This window comes from Sphingobium sp. WCS2017Hpa-17 (assembly GCF_031843765.1).
In the GTDB taxonomy this organism is placed as follows: domain Bacteria; phylum Pseudomonadota; class Alphaproteobacteria; order Sphingomonadales; family Sphingomonadaceae; genus Sphingobium.
The window spans coordinates 47,430-63,291 of the sequence record NZ_JAVTIV010000005.1 but is presented as its reverse complement, the minus strand read 5'-3'; the positions used below and the strand labels follow the sequence as shown (position 1 = coordinate 63,291).

Below are 15,862 nucleotides of genomic sequence, written 5' to 3'. Positions count from 1 at the left end.
TATAGGGGCTTTCCTGAAAGCTCTCTGTAGGGAATAGTGCGCGGCACGCCGTTGACGTGTCACAATCTGGCTATAACCCGGCCGATAGCGACACGCCAGTGAAAGCGGCGCGCGAAGACGATGCCAGGAGGAGCAAGGTGGCCATGGAGAGAAGCGATGTCATGGAACCCCACCTGCCGACCCTGGAACAGATGCAGCAATGGACTCAGGTGATCGGCCGCGCCCAGCAACTGATGCTGGAGCAGGCGGCGGGCGCGACGGGCCGTGTACTGCCCTTCGATCCGGAAACCGTGTCGCGTATCCAGACCAGCTTTGCCGACGAAGGACTGGCCCTGTGGCAGCGCTTTCTGGATTCGGGCGGCTTGCTGCGCGACCAGCCCGATCCCGCGCCGGCCGGCAGCCCGGCGGCAGTGCGCGACCGCCGCTTCTCCGACCCGGCCTGGACCGAGCACCCCTTCTACGATCTCATCCGGCAAAGCTATCTGCTGGTATCGGACTATCTGACGCGCCTGACCGATGCGGTCGACGGAGTCGATCCAAAGGCGAAGGCCAAGCTGCGCTTTGCCACCACCGGCATGCTGGATGCGCTGTCCCCGTCCAACTTCCCGCTGACCAACCCGATCGTGGTGCAAAAGACGATCGAAAGCGGTGGCGAGAATCTGGTCAAGGGCCTGAAGCATATGCTGGCCGATCTGGAAAAGGGGCAACTGACCCATACCGACGGCACCCAGTTCGAGCTGGGCCGCAACATCGCCGCGACGCCGGGCAAGGTCATCCACGAAACCCCGCTCTATCAACTGATCCATTATGCGCCCTCGACGGAGACGGTGCTGGAAACGCCGCTGATCATCTTCCCGCCGTGGATCAACCGCTTCTACATTCTCGACCTGTCGCCGGAAAAAAGCTTCGTCAAATGGGCGGTGGATCAGGGGATCAGCGTTTTTCTTGTGTCGTGGAAGTCGGCTGACGCCTCAATGAAGGATCTGACCTGGGATGATTATATCCTGCGTGGCCAGATTGATGCGATCGACACGGTGCGCGACCTGCTGAAGGTTCCGAGCGTCCACACCATCGGCTATTGCGTGGCGGGCACCACGCTGGCGGCGACTTTGGCGCTGCTGGCGGCGCGCGAGCAGGGGGACAAGGTCGCCAGCGCCACCTTCTTCACCGCGCAGGTCGATTTCAGCCAGGCCGGCGACCTGACCCTGTTCGTCGATGACGAGCAGATGAAGATGGTCGACCAGTTGTCCTCCAAAGGCTTTCTGGACGGGCGCTACATGGCCGCGACCTTCAACCTGCTGCGTGGTCGCGACCTGATCTGGAACTATGTCGTCAATAATTATCTGCTCGGCATGGATTATCCACCCTTCGACCTGCTTTACTGGAATGGCGACACGACCAACCTGCCGGCGCGCTGGCACAAGGGGTATCTGACGCAGCTTTATCGCGACAATCTGCTGGTCGTGCCCGGTGCGATCACCGTGGATGGAACGCCGATCGACCTGACCAAGGTGATGACGCCGGCTTATGTGCAGGCCGGGCGGGAGGATCATATCGCGCCGCTGGAAAGCGTGTGGAAGCTGACGGAAAATCTGTCCGGACCGATCCGATTCCTGCTGGCCGGATCGGGTCATATTGCCGGGGTGGTCAATCCGCCGGCGGCGAACAAATATCAATATTGGACAGCAGAAGCATCGCAGGCAACGCTGGATGATTTCCTGGCTACGGCAAGCGAAACCAAAGGCAGCTGGTGGCCAGACTGGCGCAGCTGGATCGGCCAGCGTGATTCGCAGGAGGTGCCGGCCAAGGGAGCGCGACAGCCCGGCGAGGGTCGGCTCAAGGCGATCGAAGATGCGCCGGGGCGCTACGTAAAGGTGCGATAGAGGGCGTCTGAAGCTCCTAATTGCGGGCTTTTCGACCGACTGTGCGGAAAAGCGGGCGATCCGCCCATGTCAATTTTGTTGCACTGCACAATAACTATTGCGGATGCAGTGCAAAAGGCTTATTGTGCAGTGCAACAAACGGAGGATGGTCATGGCTGTTTCACCAAAGACCTCGAAGGTCAGCCCGCGTGGCAAGACCGGTGCGACGACGCTGTCGGCGACCGAAGCGCTTAAGGCGGCTGAATCGGCGATCGGAACTGTGCCGGCAAAGCCCGCGCCCAAAAAGCCGGCGGCTGTTTCGGCGGCGGTGAAGCCGATCGATACCAATCCGCAGAAGGAACCGACGCCGACCCCCGTGCCGACGCCGACTCCGACCCCTACGCCGGCCCCCACGCCGACGCCGACCCCTTCGTCGATATTCGAAACCACAGAGAGCCTGACCGAAAAGGCCGAGCCCATCGCGACCCAGCCGCTGCCCGCAGAAGGAACCAAGAGCATGACCGACGTCATTGAAACCGGAAAGAAGTTCGCCGAAGATACCAAGGCTAAGTTCGAAACCGCCTATGCCGACTTCAACGAAAAGGCGAAGGGCCATGTCGAAAAGTCGACTAAGGCGATCGAAGAGCTGAGCGACATCGCCAAGGGCAATGTCGAAGCTCTGGTCGAATCGGGCAAGATCGCTGCCAAGGGCATCGAAACGCTCGGCCAGGAAGCTGTCGACTACAGCAAGAAGAATTTCGAAAAGGCGACCGCCTCGTTCAAGAGCTTCTCGACCGTCAAGACGCCGACCGAATTCTTCCAGCTCCAGAGCCAGCTCCTGTCGAGCAGCTTTGACGAGTTCACGAAGGAAGCCGCCAAGAACAGCGAAGCCTTCATCAAGCTGGCCGGCGACGTTGCCCAGCCGCTGACCGCCCGCGTGACGCTGGTGACGGACAAGGTGAAGTCGCTGGCCGCCTGATCGGCCGCGCTTTTCCAGTCATAGCCTGAAAGGGGCGTCGCTTTCCGGATGGAAGGCGGCGCCCCTTTCGCGTTAACGTTGAATTATTGGCGCCAGCGGTTGGATCGGCCGCCCCACCCCTTGCCATGGAGCGGGAAATCGCCATATCCTCGATCATCATGAACAGCTTTACCCCATCCCATGCAGGCCCCGTCACCATGGCCGGCCAGGATCCGGACGATCAGGGCGAAGGCCCCGGCGGCCCCAATGTCGGTATCGCCACCCGCACCCGTACCCGCACCAAGAAGCCCTCGCTCTACAAGGTGCTGATGCTCAATGACGACTACACCCCGATGGAGTTCGTCGTCCATGTGCTGCAAAGCTTCTTCCGCATGGATATGGAGGAAGCGACGCGGGTGATGTTGCACGTCCACCAGCGCGGTGTCGGCGTGTGCGGCATATTCAGCTATGAAGTGGCCGAGACGAAGGTCAATCAGGTGATGGATTTTGCCCGGCAGAACCAGCATCCGCTGCAATGCACGCTGGAGAAAGCCTGACGGCAACCGCGCTTTCACCAGCGCTTGACGACTGTAGCGCTTATATTTCAATAAATTACATCGTTGAAATACAAGGTTTTTTTAGACCTTTCCGGCATGATGGTCCCTGCTGAAACGAAGTGGGGACTTCAATCATGACCAGTATCAATAATTATAGCATGAACATGCCACCATCGCCCCGCGCGATGATGGACCGCAAGATCGGCGCCGCCGTGGAAGCGGGATCGCTGTCGGAAGTCGATGGCGATGCGCTGGAAACCGCGCTGGATTCGATCGGCAGCGCTCTTTCTTCGTCAGCCAGTGACAGTACGTCGCGGCTCGACCCGTCCGCGATGAAGGATCGGATTGATTCGCTGATCGACGATCAGGTTTCGGCGGGGACGTTGACCGAGGATCAGGCCGCCGCGTTGCAAAGCTTCTTTGCACAGGGGCCGGGCGGCTCGGCCGCCTCGACAGACGCCAGCGGTGAGGAGCAGGGCTTCAGCATCGACGGCATGGGTGGGGTCGGTGGCCCCGGCGCCATGCGCGGTCCGCCGCCCGGTCCGCCGCCATCGGCATCGAACGAGGATAGCGATGACAGCAGCACGACCAGCAGCACCGACGCGACCAGCGCAACGGATCAGCTGGATTCCATCATCGCCTTCCTCGAAAATCTGCGCAGTAGCCTGTCTCAGTCGTTGTACGGCAGCGCGGCGAGCAGCACCGACAGCAGCAATAGCGGGCTGGTGATCGACAGCCTGGCCTGACCCTCTTCGTCCGGGGACTGACGAAGGCCCGGCGGCGCATGCGATGGCATGCGCCGCCGGGTTTTGGATTTGCCGGTTCCCTCATCCGCCGCCGCCGCCTACATCATGAGATGTGAGCGATATGCCAGCAGCCGATATCTACGACCTGGCCGTCATCGGCGGCGGGATAAACGGCTGCGGGATTGCGCGCGACGCCGCCGGACGCGGTGCGCGCGTGCTGCTGTTGGAACAGGGCGATCTGGCCAGTGGCACCTCCTCCGCCTCGACCAAGCTGATCCATGGTGGGCTGCGCTATCTGGAACATCATGCCTTCGCTCTGGTGCGCGAATCGCTGATCGAGCGAGAACGGCTCTGGGGAATTGCCCCGCACATCATCCATCCGATGCGCTTCGTCCTGCCCTGGACGAAAGGGCTGCGCCCGCGCTGGATGTTGCGGCTGGGCCTGTTTCTTTACGACCATATTGGCGGTCGTCGCGCCTTGCCCGCGACCGAGGCGATCGACCTGCGCCGCCATGTTGCGGGCAAGGCGTTGAAGGCCGGCTTCGGGCCGGCCTATTGCTACTCGGACGGCTGGGTCGATGATGCCCGGCTGGTCCTGCTCAATGCGCGAGATGCGGCTGACCGGGGCGCGGATGTCCGTACCCGCACGGCCGTCGTCCGGCTGGAACGGGCTGGGAGCCTCTGGCGCATCCAGACGCAAACCACACAGGGAGAGGCGCAGGTCTTCCATGCCCGTGCCATCGTCAACGCGACCGGCCCCGCCGTGCTTGACCTGCTGGATCGCGCCCATCGGCCGACCGATCGCCATATGCGCCTCGTACGCGGGTCGCATATCGTCGTCGCTCGCCTGTTCGATCACGATCATGCCTATTTTTTCCAACTGCTCGATGGCCGGATTTTCTTCGCCATTCCCTATGAACGCGACTTCACTCTGATCGGAACTACCGACCAAGATCATCAGGGCGGGCTGGACCATGTCGTCCCGAGTGAGGAGGAAATCGCCTATCTGTGCGCGGCGGCCAATCGCTACTTCGCGCGCCCGATCGTGTCGGCGGATGTCCTCTGGTCCTATGCTGGCGTGCGGCCACTGGTCGACGATGGTTCGGGCCGGCCGGAGGCAGCGACGCGGGGCTATCGGCTGGACATTGACGGTGCTCCCGGTGAGGCGCCGCTGCTCAGCGTCTTCGGCGGCAAGATCACCACCTATCGTCACCTCGCGGCCGAGACGGTGGAGCGGTTGAAGCCCTATCTGCCTGCCTTGCTGGGCGGTGAGTGGACCGCAGATGCACCTCTGCCGGGTGGCGATTTTTCCATGACCGGCCTGGCCGCGCTCACCGCCGATCTGGCGCGCGACTATCCTTTCCTCGCGCCAATCACGGTCGATCGAATCGCACGGGCCTATGGCACGCTCGCGTGGGTCTGGCTCGGCAATGCCGCGGACCGATCGCAGCTCGGGCTGGATTTCGGCCATGGGTTGAGCGAGGCGGAGGTTCATCACATGATCACCCGCGAATGGGCGCAGACCAGCGAGGACATCCTCTGGCGGCGCAGCAAGCTTGGCCTGCGACTGGACCGGACACAGGTGGAACGGCTGACGCAATGGTTGGAGGAGAGGGTATGAGCGAGCGTCATCTGCTGGTGCTGGATGCGGGAACGACGTCGACCCGCGCGATGCTGTTCACACCTGATGGCACCCGCGTGGCTACGGCGCAGGCGGACCTTACCCAATTTTATCCACAGCCAGGCTGGGTCGAACATGACGCGGTGGAAATCTGGGCGCACACACTGGATTGCGCGCGACAGATGGTGGCGCAAGCGGGTGGCGCCGACGCGATCGCCGCGATCGGCATCACCAACCAGCGTGAGACGGTCGTGGCCTGGGACCGGCAAAGCGGCGATCCGCTGGGTCGGGCGATCGTCTGGCAGGACCGGCGCACCGCCGACCAGTGCGCGGCGCTGCGGGAGGGCGGGCATGAAGGGCTGGTCCAGCAGCGCACTGGCCTGATCCTCGATCCCTATTTTTCCGCGACCAAGATGCGCTGGATGATCGACCATTGGCCGGAGGTGGCTGCGGGCGGGGACCGGCTCGTCTTTGGTACGGTGGAAAGCTGGCTGGTCTGGAAACTGACCGGCGGTTTGCACATCAGCGATGCCAGCAATGCCAGCCGCACTCAGCTGATGGCGCTGGATGGGACGGGCTGGGACGAGGAATTATGCGCTCTGTTCGGCTTACCATGCGCCGCCCTGCCGACCATCGTCGACAATGCTGGCGACTTTGGTGCGACCCTGCCCGACCTGCTGGGCGGGCCGATCCGAATCTGCGGCCTGGCCGGCGATCAGCAGGCCGCAACCATCGGCCAAAGCTGCCTGAAGCCGGGGTCGGTGAAGGCGACACTGGGCACAGGCGCCTTCGTGCTGGCGTCGCTGGGGGAGAGGCTACCGACTTCCGCCCATAGGCTTCTCGGCACGGTCCTTTGCCAGATTGGCGGCCGTCGCCATTATGCGCTGGAAGGCTCCATCTTCGTTGCCGGCAGCCTGATCCAGTGGTTGCGCGACAGCCTGGGCCTGATCGCGGCTGCGGCGGATACAGATGCGATCGCCCGGTCCGTGCCGGACAATGGCGGCGTGGTTCTGCTGCCGGCTCTGTCGGGCCTAGGCGCACCCCATTGGCGTCCCGAGGCGACCGGGATCATCAGCGGCCTCACCCATGGAACGGGACGCGCCCATATCATCCGAGCCGCGCTCGAATCGATGGCGCATCAGGTGCATGATCTGGCTGCTGCCTTCGCCGCTGACGGCGCACCCTGGCACGTGCTGCGCATCGACGGCGGCATGAGCGCCAATGACTGGATCGCGCAGGACATGGCGGACATGCTCGACCTGTCCGTTGAACGCCCTGCCGATGTCGAGACGACGGCGCGGGGGGCGGCGATGCTGGCGGGGCTGGGCTGCGGCCTGTTCCCGTCGCTGGAGGCGGCGGCGGGCATGGCCTCGGTACGGACGCGATTCGTACCGACCATGACGGCTGATGTGAGGGCAGCACGCCTGACAGCATGGCGCGCCTTGCTGGCCCGGCCGTGACGGCATCGTCATGAGGGCGTAACGCCCGAGAGCAAATATTAAGAATGACGGCGTAGCAATGGCTGCAACATGCCGCGTACCGCCCTTCGCCATACCCCATCCTGGATCGCACCGGTTGCCACCGGCTGCGTCTATTTCGTGGTGGCGTCGCTGGCTTTGGCCATGTCCCGATTCGAAGGCGGGCTGGCCTTCATTTGGGCTGCCAATGCGTTCCTGATGGCCGAATTGCTGACATCGCGGACCGCGCATTGGCCGCGTGCGATCATCGCCTGCGGCATTGCCAGCGCTGCGGCGACCGCTTGGGTTGGCATGGGGCCTGTCGCAGCGCTGCCGATGGCGGCGATCAATATTCTCGAATCGCTGATCGTGGCGGTCATCTGTCGCTGGTTCGTGGCGGACAGGCTGGTCACGGGGGCGATTCGCCCTCTGGTCGTGTTCGTCATCGCCCTGTGCGGCGCGGCTAACATCATCGCCGGCCTGTGTGCGGCCTGGGTCGCTTCGACGCTGACATCCGTCTCCTTCGCTCATTCCTTCACCCAATGGTATACCGGTCATGTGCTGGGCGGCCTGATCTGTGCGCCGATCCTGATCATGGCGTTTCAGGGCGAGTTTCGCCGTTGGCTGGACGAAGCATCCACGCGGTCGAGGATAGAGGCGGTCCTGCTGCTGGCCCTGTTCGCGCTGACGACTGTCCATGTCTTTCATTGGGCGCGTTATCCGTTGCTCTTCGCGCCGCTCCTGCCGCTGGTGCTGATCGCTTTTCGCGTCGGCCATATGGGGTCGGCCCTGGCGATCATTCTGCTGGCGGCGATAGGTGGGCAGGCAACCATGATGGGCATAGGCCCGCTGGCCTGGGTCACCGAAGGCACGGGCGAGCGCATCCAGTTCTTCCAATTCTATCTTGCGCTCAGTTTCCTGCTGTGCATGCCGGTCGCCGTGGAACTGGCGGCGCGCAAGCGGCTGTTCCAGATGCTGCAACAGAGCGAGGCGCGCTATCGCGCGATGGCCGAATATAGCGGCGATGTGGTGCTCAACATCAGCGTGGATGGCATTATTCAATATGCTTCCCCGTCCGCGACCGAGCAGATTGGCTGCGCGCCGGAATTGCTGGTCGGGCAGGAGGCTGCCAATCTGGTCGATCAGGAGGACCGGGCGGTCGTCATTGCCGCCTACCGCCGCGCGCTGGCTCAGCCCGGTTCCGTCCACAAGGTGGAGTTCCGTCCGCTGGTGCTGGCCGAGGGGCTGGAGTGGTGTGAGATGGTGAGTCGCGCGATGATAGATGAGCGTGGGCTGCCCAGCGGCGTCGTCAGTATGATCCGCGACATGTCCCGGCACAAGGCGCGCCAACGTGCCTTGCAACAGGTAGCGGCGCGCGATTCGCTGACCGGTGCTGACAGCCGCCGGGCTTTCCTCGACAAGCTGGACCGGGAAATTGCGCGCGCCGCCATGGGCGCTCGCTCCTCGCTCCTTCTGATCGACATCGACCATTTCAAGTCGGTCAACGACCGCTTTGGTCATGGAGCGGGCGACCGGGTGCTGACGGCCTTTGTCGAACGGTTGCGTCCAGGGTTGCGCGCAGGCGATGCCATCGGCCGTCTGGGCGGTGAGGAGTTTGCCATCCTGCTGGAAAATAGCGACATCGACCGGTCCAGCATGATGTGCGAGCGGCTCCGCGCTTTGCTGGTCGAACCGATCCTGGTCGAAGCGTCGGTCGCGATCTCCATCACCTTCAGTGCCGGGCTGGTCGAATTGGACGGCACGTCCGATCGCTCCGCCATGCTGGAGGCAGCGGACAAGGCGCTCTATCGCGCCAAGCATAGCGGCCGGAACTGTTTGCGCCTCGCCGCGTGATCCTAGCGTAAATTCGCGATGTGCCGCTGCGGAAAAATCATGATGTTATGTTGTAACTTATGATGGGTTGGCCTATGTAACGGCGACCATGAAACTGACTTTGCGCCATGCCCTGATGAGCGGTCGTGTCGATCGCATCGCGATCGCGCTGTCAGGTCTGTGCGTTGCCCATTGTTTCGCCACTGCGGTGATTCTGGGCCTGCTCGCATCGGCGGGCGGAATCTTCGAAAGTCCGATCTTTCACGAAGCCGGGCTTGTGCTGGCGATCCTGTTAGGCGCGGTCGCGCTCGGCCATGGCGCGCTGGTCCATGGCTATATGATGCCTGCGGCGATCGGATCGTTGGGCCTGGGGGTGATGGCAGGCGCACTCACCATGGACCATGGCATGCAGGAAAGCGTCTATACGCTGATCGGCGTGGGCATATTGGCGCTCGGCCACGATCTAAATCACCGGGCTGGCCGTTAGGCCATTGTCGAGGGAGCCGGGCGGCTCCCCCCAAATCCTCTCAACTCTGGCTCTTATGGTCGAGTCGATGTTCGCCCTTCACCCAGCGCACGGTGCCTGTGCTGGCGCGCATCACCACGCTTTCGGTAGTCAGCTTGCCGCCGGGCAAACGTTTGACCCCGTCTAGTAGCGATCCATCGGTCACGCCGGTCGCCGCGAAGATGCAGTCGCCCTTCGCCAGTTCGTTGAGATCGTAAATCTTGTCGAGGTCGGTGATGCCCCATTTGCGCGCGCGCGCCTTCTCATCCTCGTTGCGGAACAGCAGCTTGCCCTTGAACTGGCCGCCCACGCAGCGCAGCGCGGCGCAGGCCAGCACGCCTTCGGGCGCGCCGCCCGATCCCATATAGATGTCGATCGTGGTTTCCGGATCGGTGGTGGCGATCACCCCGGCGACGTCGCCGTCGGGGATCAGCATGATGCCGCAGCCGATCGCGCGCAGTTCGCCGATCAGTCTTTCATGGCGGGGCCGGTCCAGCACGCAGACGATGATCTCGTGCGGATCGACGCCCTTTGCCTTCGCAACCGATTCGACATTCTCCTGCACCGATTTTTTCAGGTCGATCGTGCCGTCGGGATAGCCGGGGCCGATCGCCAGTTTCTCCATATAGACGTCGGGCGCGTTGAGCAGGCCGCCTTCTTCGGAAATGGCCAGCACCGCGAGTGCGTTCGGCCCGGCTTTGGCGGTGATGGTGGTGCCTTCCAGCGGATCGAGCGCGATGTCGATCCTGGGGCCGGTGCCGATAGCACTGCCGACCTTTTCGCCGATATAGAGCATCGGTGCTTCGTCCCGTTCGCCCTCGCCAATGACGACCGTCCCGTCCATATAAAGGTCGTTGAAGGCGAGGCGCATCGCCTCCACCGCGGCGGCGTCGGCCGCCTTCTCGTCGCCTCGGCCTATCAGCTTCGACGCAGCGATTGCCGCCGCTTCGGTGACGCGGACCATCTCGAGCACCAGGACACGATCGAGTGTCGAGCTTCCCTGAACCATAAACTTCCTCTGCCTTGTCTTATGGACCGAGGCGATAGGAGTTTGCCCCCTGCTTGTCGAGCGAGGAAGGCCCTGCGGCCGATCCATTTCGCAAGGGGCCGAGGCCATGATGCGGCCATGATTGGCTGCTTTCCTGCCGGGCGATGAAGCGCTTTCTTGTTCTTGTCGCCTTGATGGCTGCCTCGCCACTCGCCGCACAGGAGGCGGACGGGGACAGGGTGATGGCGGCCTATCGGGACAAGACGCAGGTGGTTCGCCCCTGCGACCGCAGCGGTGACGCGATCGTGGTGTGCGGCACGCGTGCGGAACGGAATGCGAAGCAGCGCCTGCCCTTGCCACGCGCATCCGAGGAAGGAACGGGAACGCCGCGCGGTGAAGCGCCCCGTGCCTCGGCCGCATCGCCCAGGCAAGGCAGTTGCGGCGTGGTCGGCGGGCAGGGGATTGGCTGTACCGGCGGCCTGTCGGTCTTCCAGGCGGCGGGTGCTCTCGTGAAAGTCGTGACGGCGATTGCCGATCCCGATGCGGACCTGTCGCCTCCGCCACCCGAACGCCTCAAGGGCGTCGGGCAACATTAGAGCATTTTGAAGTCATCTGGGACCGATGATGCCTCGCAAAATGCGGAAAATAAAAGGCTCTTAGAGTATGGCGCGATTCAATCTGATCGCATCATGCTTTAAGCAGGCTCAGTCGAGAATGTGCATGACCATCGGCGTGTCGAGCAGGCTGTCCGATCCGGCCAGTCGCTCCAGCGTCTCGCGCACGCAGCGTTCCTCGCCGGCATGGGTCACGATCGCCACCAGAACGCCATCCTCCTGATGCGCGCCGCGCTGGATCATGCTTTCGATCGACACGCCGGCATCGCGGGTGGCGGCGGCGATCTCCGCCAGCACGCCGGGGCGATCCTGGACCTTGAAGCGCAGATAGGCGCGGCCGATCCGCTTGCCGGCATCGGCCGTATTCTGTGGCGTCAGGGCGGCGACCGGCATGGCGAAGGCATCGCCATATTCGTCGCGCGCCACGTCGATCAGGTCGGCGACCACGGCCGATGCGGTCGGACCGTCGCCGGCGCCCCGGCCCTGGAAGAAGAGGCGGCCGACGAAATTGCCTTCCGCGACCACGGCATTAAGCGACCCGTCGACATGGGCGAGCGGATGGTCGAGCGGGACCAGCATCGGATGGACACGCTGGAACAGACCTTCCGGTCCATTCTGTGCCATGCCGACAAGCCGGATGCGGAAGCCGAGCACAGCGGCTTCGGCGATGTCGGCGGCGATGACATGGCGGATGCCGGTGGTGGCAACCGCGTCGAAATCCAGTTCGGTGCCAAAGGCCAGACTGGCCAGGATAGTCAGCTTGTGCGCGGCGTCGACGCCATCGATGTCGAAGCTGGGATCGGCCTCGGCATAGCCCAGTTCCTGTGCTTCCTTCAGAACCTCGTCAAAGCCCCGACCTTCCTTCTCCATGGTAGTCAGGATGTAATTGCAGGTGCCGTTCAGGATGCCGTAGACGCGGCTGATCTCGTTGGCGGCAGCGCCTTCGCGCATGCCCTTGATGACCGGGATGCCGCCCGCGACTGCCGCTTCATATTTGAGCGCGATGCCGCCCTGTTCAGCGAGACGGGCCAGATCCAGACCATGATGCGCCAGCATCGCCTTGTTGGCGGTGACGAACGGCTTGCCGACGGTCAGGCACTGGCGCGCCAGGGTCAGGGCCGGGCCGTCCGCGCCGCCAATCAGTTCGACTACGACATCGACGTCGTCGCGCGTCGCCAGTGTCGTCATGTCATCCACCCATTCATAGGGCGACAGATCGACGCCGCGATCCTTGTTGCGGTCGCGCGCGGAGATGGCGACGATCTGGATCGGACAGCCGGCGCGGCGCGCAATCAGGTCGCCATTGGTTTCGAGCAACCGAATCACTCCGCCGCCCACCGTGCCGAGGCCGACAAGCGCGACGCGCAGCGGGGCATGGCGGTGCAGATTGGTCATGGCGGTATGTCTTCCTTCCGGCTGATGAACGCCGCGCTGATAGCCGCCCAAGCGTAACTGTCCAAGGAAAAGCGGGCGGGTGAGCGTGCGCGGTCGAATCAGGGCCTTGCGCGCGTGCGCCCGCACGGCCCGAGCGCCGCGATCACGACGGCATAGTCGGCACGGGCGGCCTCGGCATCCTGTACGGACAGGGTGCGGACCGATTGCGCAGGCAGGGCGGCGGGCAGGCTGCATGCCATGCGATACCAGAGCAGGCTGCCCGGCTCAGGCGGGCGGGCGGCTTCATCCATGATCTCGCCCAGCGCGACCGCCCAGTGCGGCGCCTGCCCCGGACGGCGGAGGATCGAAAGTGACACAGGATCCCCATTTTCAGTGCGCAGGAATATCTGAGTTTCGCCTTCGCCCGCGATCGTGCCCGTGACATGGAAGGCATCGCCCAGACCGGTGATGCGTGGCGGGGCGTTGGGCGCGACAAGGGCGGACAGCACGCTCTTGACCCGCTCCACCTCCGCAGGCGTCGCCGGGATTTGGGCATCCGGCGCGATCAATTGGACTTCGCCCGGCCGTCCGCCGGTGCGGGCGAACAGGATCATCTGCGCTTTCTTTAGCTTGGGAACCCTGCCTTTCGCATCGGTCGGGGCATCGTAGAGATAAGTTACAAGGGGGCTGATTCCCGCTTCACCGCGAATCAGCCCCGTTACATCAGCCTCCACAAACAGTCTTTTGTACCCTGCCGGCACAGTTCCGGCCTGTTCGGGCTTCAGGGCGATGATGTTGCGAATACGCACATTGGCAACCATGGGCGCCTTGTCCGCCAGGTCTACAATGTCGGCATAGGACAGGCCGGGTCGTCCTTCCGATGGTTGCGTTACCACTCGCCCATTTTGAGCAAAGGCCGGGAAAACCGCGGGAGATGCGGCGGAAATGAGGCAGGCCAACCCAAATCGGGTCAGGCGGGTAGCGGATTTCTTCGTCATCTTCGTCCTGTGTTTTTGGCCCGTGGCAAGGATGTCACAGGCAAGTCATTCCGATATGAAATGGTAACCGCAAATGAACAAAACGATAAAGCGTTTGCGTGCCACGATGCGCCGCGATAGGAGTTTGCGCGGTAGCAAATGAACGGACAGGGGCCAAAGGCGATTGGGATAGCCCGGTCGGCTTGGGTCGTTTTTGGCTGATTTTGTATAAACCACTGGTAAGATGAGTTAAGGAGTGTCGTTGCCGAATGGCCTATGCTGACCACTCGCAAGGATCGAGTCGGACTGTCTCGATCGTCATCGTCGCCCTGATTCACGCTGTTCTTGGCTATGCCTTCGTCACCGGTCTTGGCATGAAATATGTCAAAAAGGCGGCAGAACAGCTGAACGTGATCGACGTGAAGGAGGAACCGCCGCCACCGGATGAGGAGCCGCCGCCGCCGCCGCCAGACCAGCCGGTCGAGCCGCCGCCGGTTGTTGCGCCTCCGCCGATTGTGCAGACCCCGGCGCCTGCGCCACCGATTCAGACCGTTCGGACGCCCCCTCCGGTGTTCAATCCGGTCCCGGTCGCTGCACCGCCGCCACCCCCGGCCGCACCGCCGCCGCCGCCTCAGGCTGCTACCCGCGCTTCGCCGCGTAGCTCGCCGGGCAGCTGGCTCAGCGATGCCGACTATCCGAGCCGCGCACAGCGCGAAGAACGTTCGGGTACAGCCGGGTTCCGTCTGGAAATCGGCGCAGATGGTCGCGTGACCAACTGCACCATCACGCAGTCGACCGGCCATGCCGACCTCGACGAAGCGACCTGCCGTCTGCTGCCGAAGCGTGCGCGCTTCAAGCCGGCGAAGGGTTCTGATGGCGCGGAAATGCCCGATACCTACAACGGGCGTATCACCTGGCGTCTGCCGGAATAATCCTGATCGGGAAGGCGTGCGCGTGACGCCGCCTTGCCCTAGCTTGATCTCATTGAGAGGGAAGTCTTGAACATGTTGATGTATCTCGCAGCTGCGGCTCCCAAGCCGGAAAACCCCTATGGCCTGATGGAAGCCCTGGAACAGGGCGGTACCATCGCCTGGACCGTGTTCCTCATCCTGTGCGCCATGTCGGTCGGTACTTTCTACATTCTGTTCACCAAGCTGATCGAACAGCAGAAGGTGATCAATCAGGGTAAGAAGGTTCGTGCGACCTTCTGGCGCTCGGCTTCGCTGAAGGAAGCATCGGCCAAGCTCGAAAAGAACTCGGCCTACAAGCAGATCGTCGACGACGGCATCAAGGCCCAGGACGAGCATGGCAAGCTGAAGGATCCGGTCGAAGCACATGACTGGCTGCACGGCTCGCTGGCCCGCTCGGAAGCCGCGATCAACTCGTCGCTGAACGGTGGTCTGGCCTTCCTCGCAACCGTCGGTTCGACCTCGCCGTTCATCGGTCTGTTCGGTACCGTTATCGGTATCTACCGCGCCCTGATCAAGATCGGCGCTGCCGGTCAGGCCTCGATCGACGCCGTTGCCGGCCCGGTCGGTGAAGCCCTGATCATGACCGCCCTGGGTCTGGCCGTGGCCGTTCCCGCGGTGCTCGCCTACAACTTCCTCCAGCGCCGCAACAAGTCGATCGCCGAACAGCTGAACGGTTTCACCGTCGACCTGCTCGCCTATCTGGTTTCGGACGGCGCCGTGAAGCCTTCGGTCGCTGCTGCTCCGGCCGCTGCTGCCAAGCCGGCTGCTGCTCCGACCAAGGCCTGATTGCCTTAATACTCCGGTTCGGGGACCGGGTGGCGGCTGCGACCGCCCGGTTTCCCACCGGACGTGGGCCTCGGTTTAACGGGGCACCATCGACACCAAGGTTAGGATAGTATCAATGGCAATGAGTGTTGGCCCCGGCGGCGGTGACGACAAGCCCTTGTCCGACATCAACACGACGCCGCTCGTCGACGTCATGCTGGTGTTGCTCATCATCTTTCTCATCGCGGTCCCGGTCGTCGTCCAGACGGTCGATCTCCAGCTTCCCAAGGTGGCTTTCGAGCCGACCACGACGAAGCCGGAAAATGTGTCGCTTTCGGTCACGCAGGCCTCTGATGGCAAGTGTGCGGTATTCTGGGGCATGGCCCCGGTCAGCTCCAGCGAACTGCTGGATCGTGCCGTCGCCAAGCTGGAAGCGGACATCAAGAAGGCAGGCGGCGTTGAGAATATGACGCCCGAGGATCTGCCCGAAGTGCATATCCGCGGCGACATCAACACCCCCTATCGTTGCATCGGCGGCACCATCTATACGATGCAGCGCGCTGGTTTCCCGAAGGTGGGCTTCATCTCCGAGCCGGAACCCGGTTCGCAGACGACCCGTCTCTGACCGGCTGAT

The 15,862-nt window shown here is 63.2% G+C and carries 15 protein-coding genes; 12 read left to right on the top strand and 3 right to left on the bottom strand.

What is annotated here, in order from left to right; all coding sequences use genetic code 11:
• Positions 1-143 precede the first annotated feature (143 nt).
• From RQH62_RS10200 to RQH62_RS10165, 8 genes are all read left to right on the top strand, one after another.
• The gene (locus RQH62_RS10200) at positions 144-1,883 is read left to right on the top strand and encodes a class I poly(R)-hydroxyalkanoic acid synthase (protein ID WP_311268650.1); all 1,740 of its coding nucleotides are present in this window, start codon (positions 144-146) and stop codon (positions 1,881-1,883) included.
• Positions 1,884-2,034: 151 nt separating this feature from the next.
• A complete protein-coding gene (locus RQH62_RS10195; protein ID WP_311268649.1) occupies positions 2,035-2,841 on the top strand; it encodes a phasin family protein in 807 nt (268 codons plus the stop codon).
• 158 nt (positions 2,842-2,999) lie between these two features.
• The gene (gene clpS / locus RQH62_RS10190; protein WP_405053536.1) at positions 3,000-3,377 is read left to right on the top strand and encodes an ATP-dependent Clp protease adapter ClpS; all 378 of its coding nucleotides are present in this window, start codon (positions 3,000-3,002) and stop codon (positions 3,375-3,377) included.
• A gap of 134 nt (positions 3,378-3,511) precedes the next feature.
• Positions 3,512-4,123 (top strand): hypothetical protein, encoded by a 612-nt coding sequence (locus RQH62_RS10185; RefSeq protein ID WP_311268647.1) that lies wholly within the window; start codon positions 3,512-3,514, stop codon positions 4,121-4,123.
• A 121-nt stretch (positions 4,124-4,244) separates the two neighbouring features.
• Entirely contained in the window at positions 4,245-5,744 is a 1,500-nt protein-coding gene (locus RQH62_RS10180; RefSeq protein ID WP_311268798.1) for a glycerol-3-phosphate dehydrogenase, read from the top strand.
• Complete coding sequence (locus RQH62_RS10175) at positions 5,741-7,204, top strand: glycerol kinase (RefSeq protein WP_311268646.1); 1,464 nt, start codon at positions 5,741-5,743, stop codon at positions 7,202-7,204. The genes RQH62_RS10180 and RQH62_RS10175 overlap by 4 nt, the downstream gene beginning before the upstream one ends.
• Before the next feature lie 69 nt (positions 7,205-7,273).
• Positions 7,274-9,055: a diguanylate cyclase gene (locus tag RQH62_RS10170; protein WP_311268645.1), complete on the top strand. Its 1,782-nt coding sequence runs from the start codon at positions 7,274-7,276 to the stop codon at positions 9,053-9,055.
• 88 nt (positions 9,056-9,143) lie between these two features.
• On the top strand, positions 9,144-9,521 hold the full coding sequence (locus tag RQH62_RS10165; protein WP_311268644.1) for a MerC domain-containing protein: 378 nt from the start codon (positions 9,144-9,146) through the stop codon (positions 9,519-9,521).
• Between the two features lie 40 nt (positions 9,522-9,561).
• Here the strand turns inward: RQH62_RS10165 and glpX are convergent, their stop codons facing one another.
• Entirely contained in the window at positions 9,562-10,548 is a 987-nt protein-coding gene (gene glpX / locus RQH62_RS10160) for a class II fructose-bisphosphatase (protein WP_311268643.1), read from the bottom strand.
• 143 nt (positions 10,549-10,691) lie between these two features.
• Between glpX and RQH62_RS10155 the strand changes: the two genes are divergently transcribed.
• Positions 10,692-11,123: a hypothetical protein gene (locus tag RQH62_RS10155; RefSeq protein ID WP_311268642.1), complete on the top strand. Its 432-nt coding sequence runs from the start codon at positions 10,692-10,694 to the stop codon at positions 11,121-11,123.
• Between the two features lie 108 nt (positions 11,124-11,231).
• Here the strand turns inward: RQH62_RS10155 and RQH62_RS10150 are convergent, their stop codons facing one another.
• The gene (locus RQH62_RS10150; protein WP_311268641.1) at positions 11,232-12,536 is read right to left on the bottom strand and encodes a homoserine dehydrogenase; all 1,305 of its coding nucleotides are present in this window, start codon (positions 12,534-12,536) and stop codon (positions 11,232-11,234) included.
• Positions 12,537-12,634: 98 nt separating this feature from the next.
• Positions 12,635-13,513 (bottom strand): hypothetical protein, encoded by an 879-nt coding sequence (locus RQH62_RS10145; protein WP_311268640.1) that lies wholly within the window; start codon positions 13,511-13,513, stop codon positions 12,635-12,637.
• Between the two features lie 248 nt (positions 13,514-13,761).
• On the opposite strand from RQH62_RS10145, the gene RQH62_RS10140 reads away from it, so the two are divergent.
• From RQH62_RS10140 to RQH62_RS10130, 3 genes are all read left to right on the top strand, one after another.
• Positions 13,762-14,424 carry an energy transducer TonB gene (locus RQH62_RS10140; RefSeq protein WP_311268639.1) on the top strand — a complete coding sequence of 221 codons (663 nt, stop codon included), beginning with the start codon at positions 13,762-13,764 and terminating at the stop codon, positions 14,422-14,424.
• A 72-nt stretch (positions 14,425-14,496) separates the two neighbouring features.
• Positions 14,497-15,249 (top strand): MotA/TolQ/ExbB proton channel family protein, encoded by a 753-nt coding sequence (locus tag RQH62_RS10135; protein ID WP_311268638.1) that lies wholly within the window; start codon positions 14,497-14,499, stop codon positions 15,247-15,249.
• A 115-nt stretch (positions 15,250-15,364) separates the two neighbouring features.
• Positions 15,365-15,853, top strand: a complete 489-nt coding sequence (locus RQH62_RS10130; protein WP_184267688.1) for a biopolymer transporter ExbD — start codon at positions 15,365-15,367, stop codon at positions 15,851-15,853.
• Positions 15,854-15,862 lie beyond the last annotated feature (9 nt).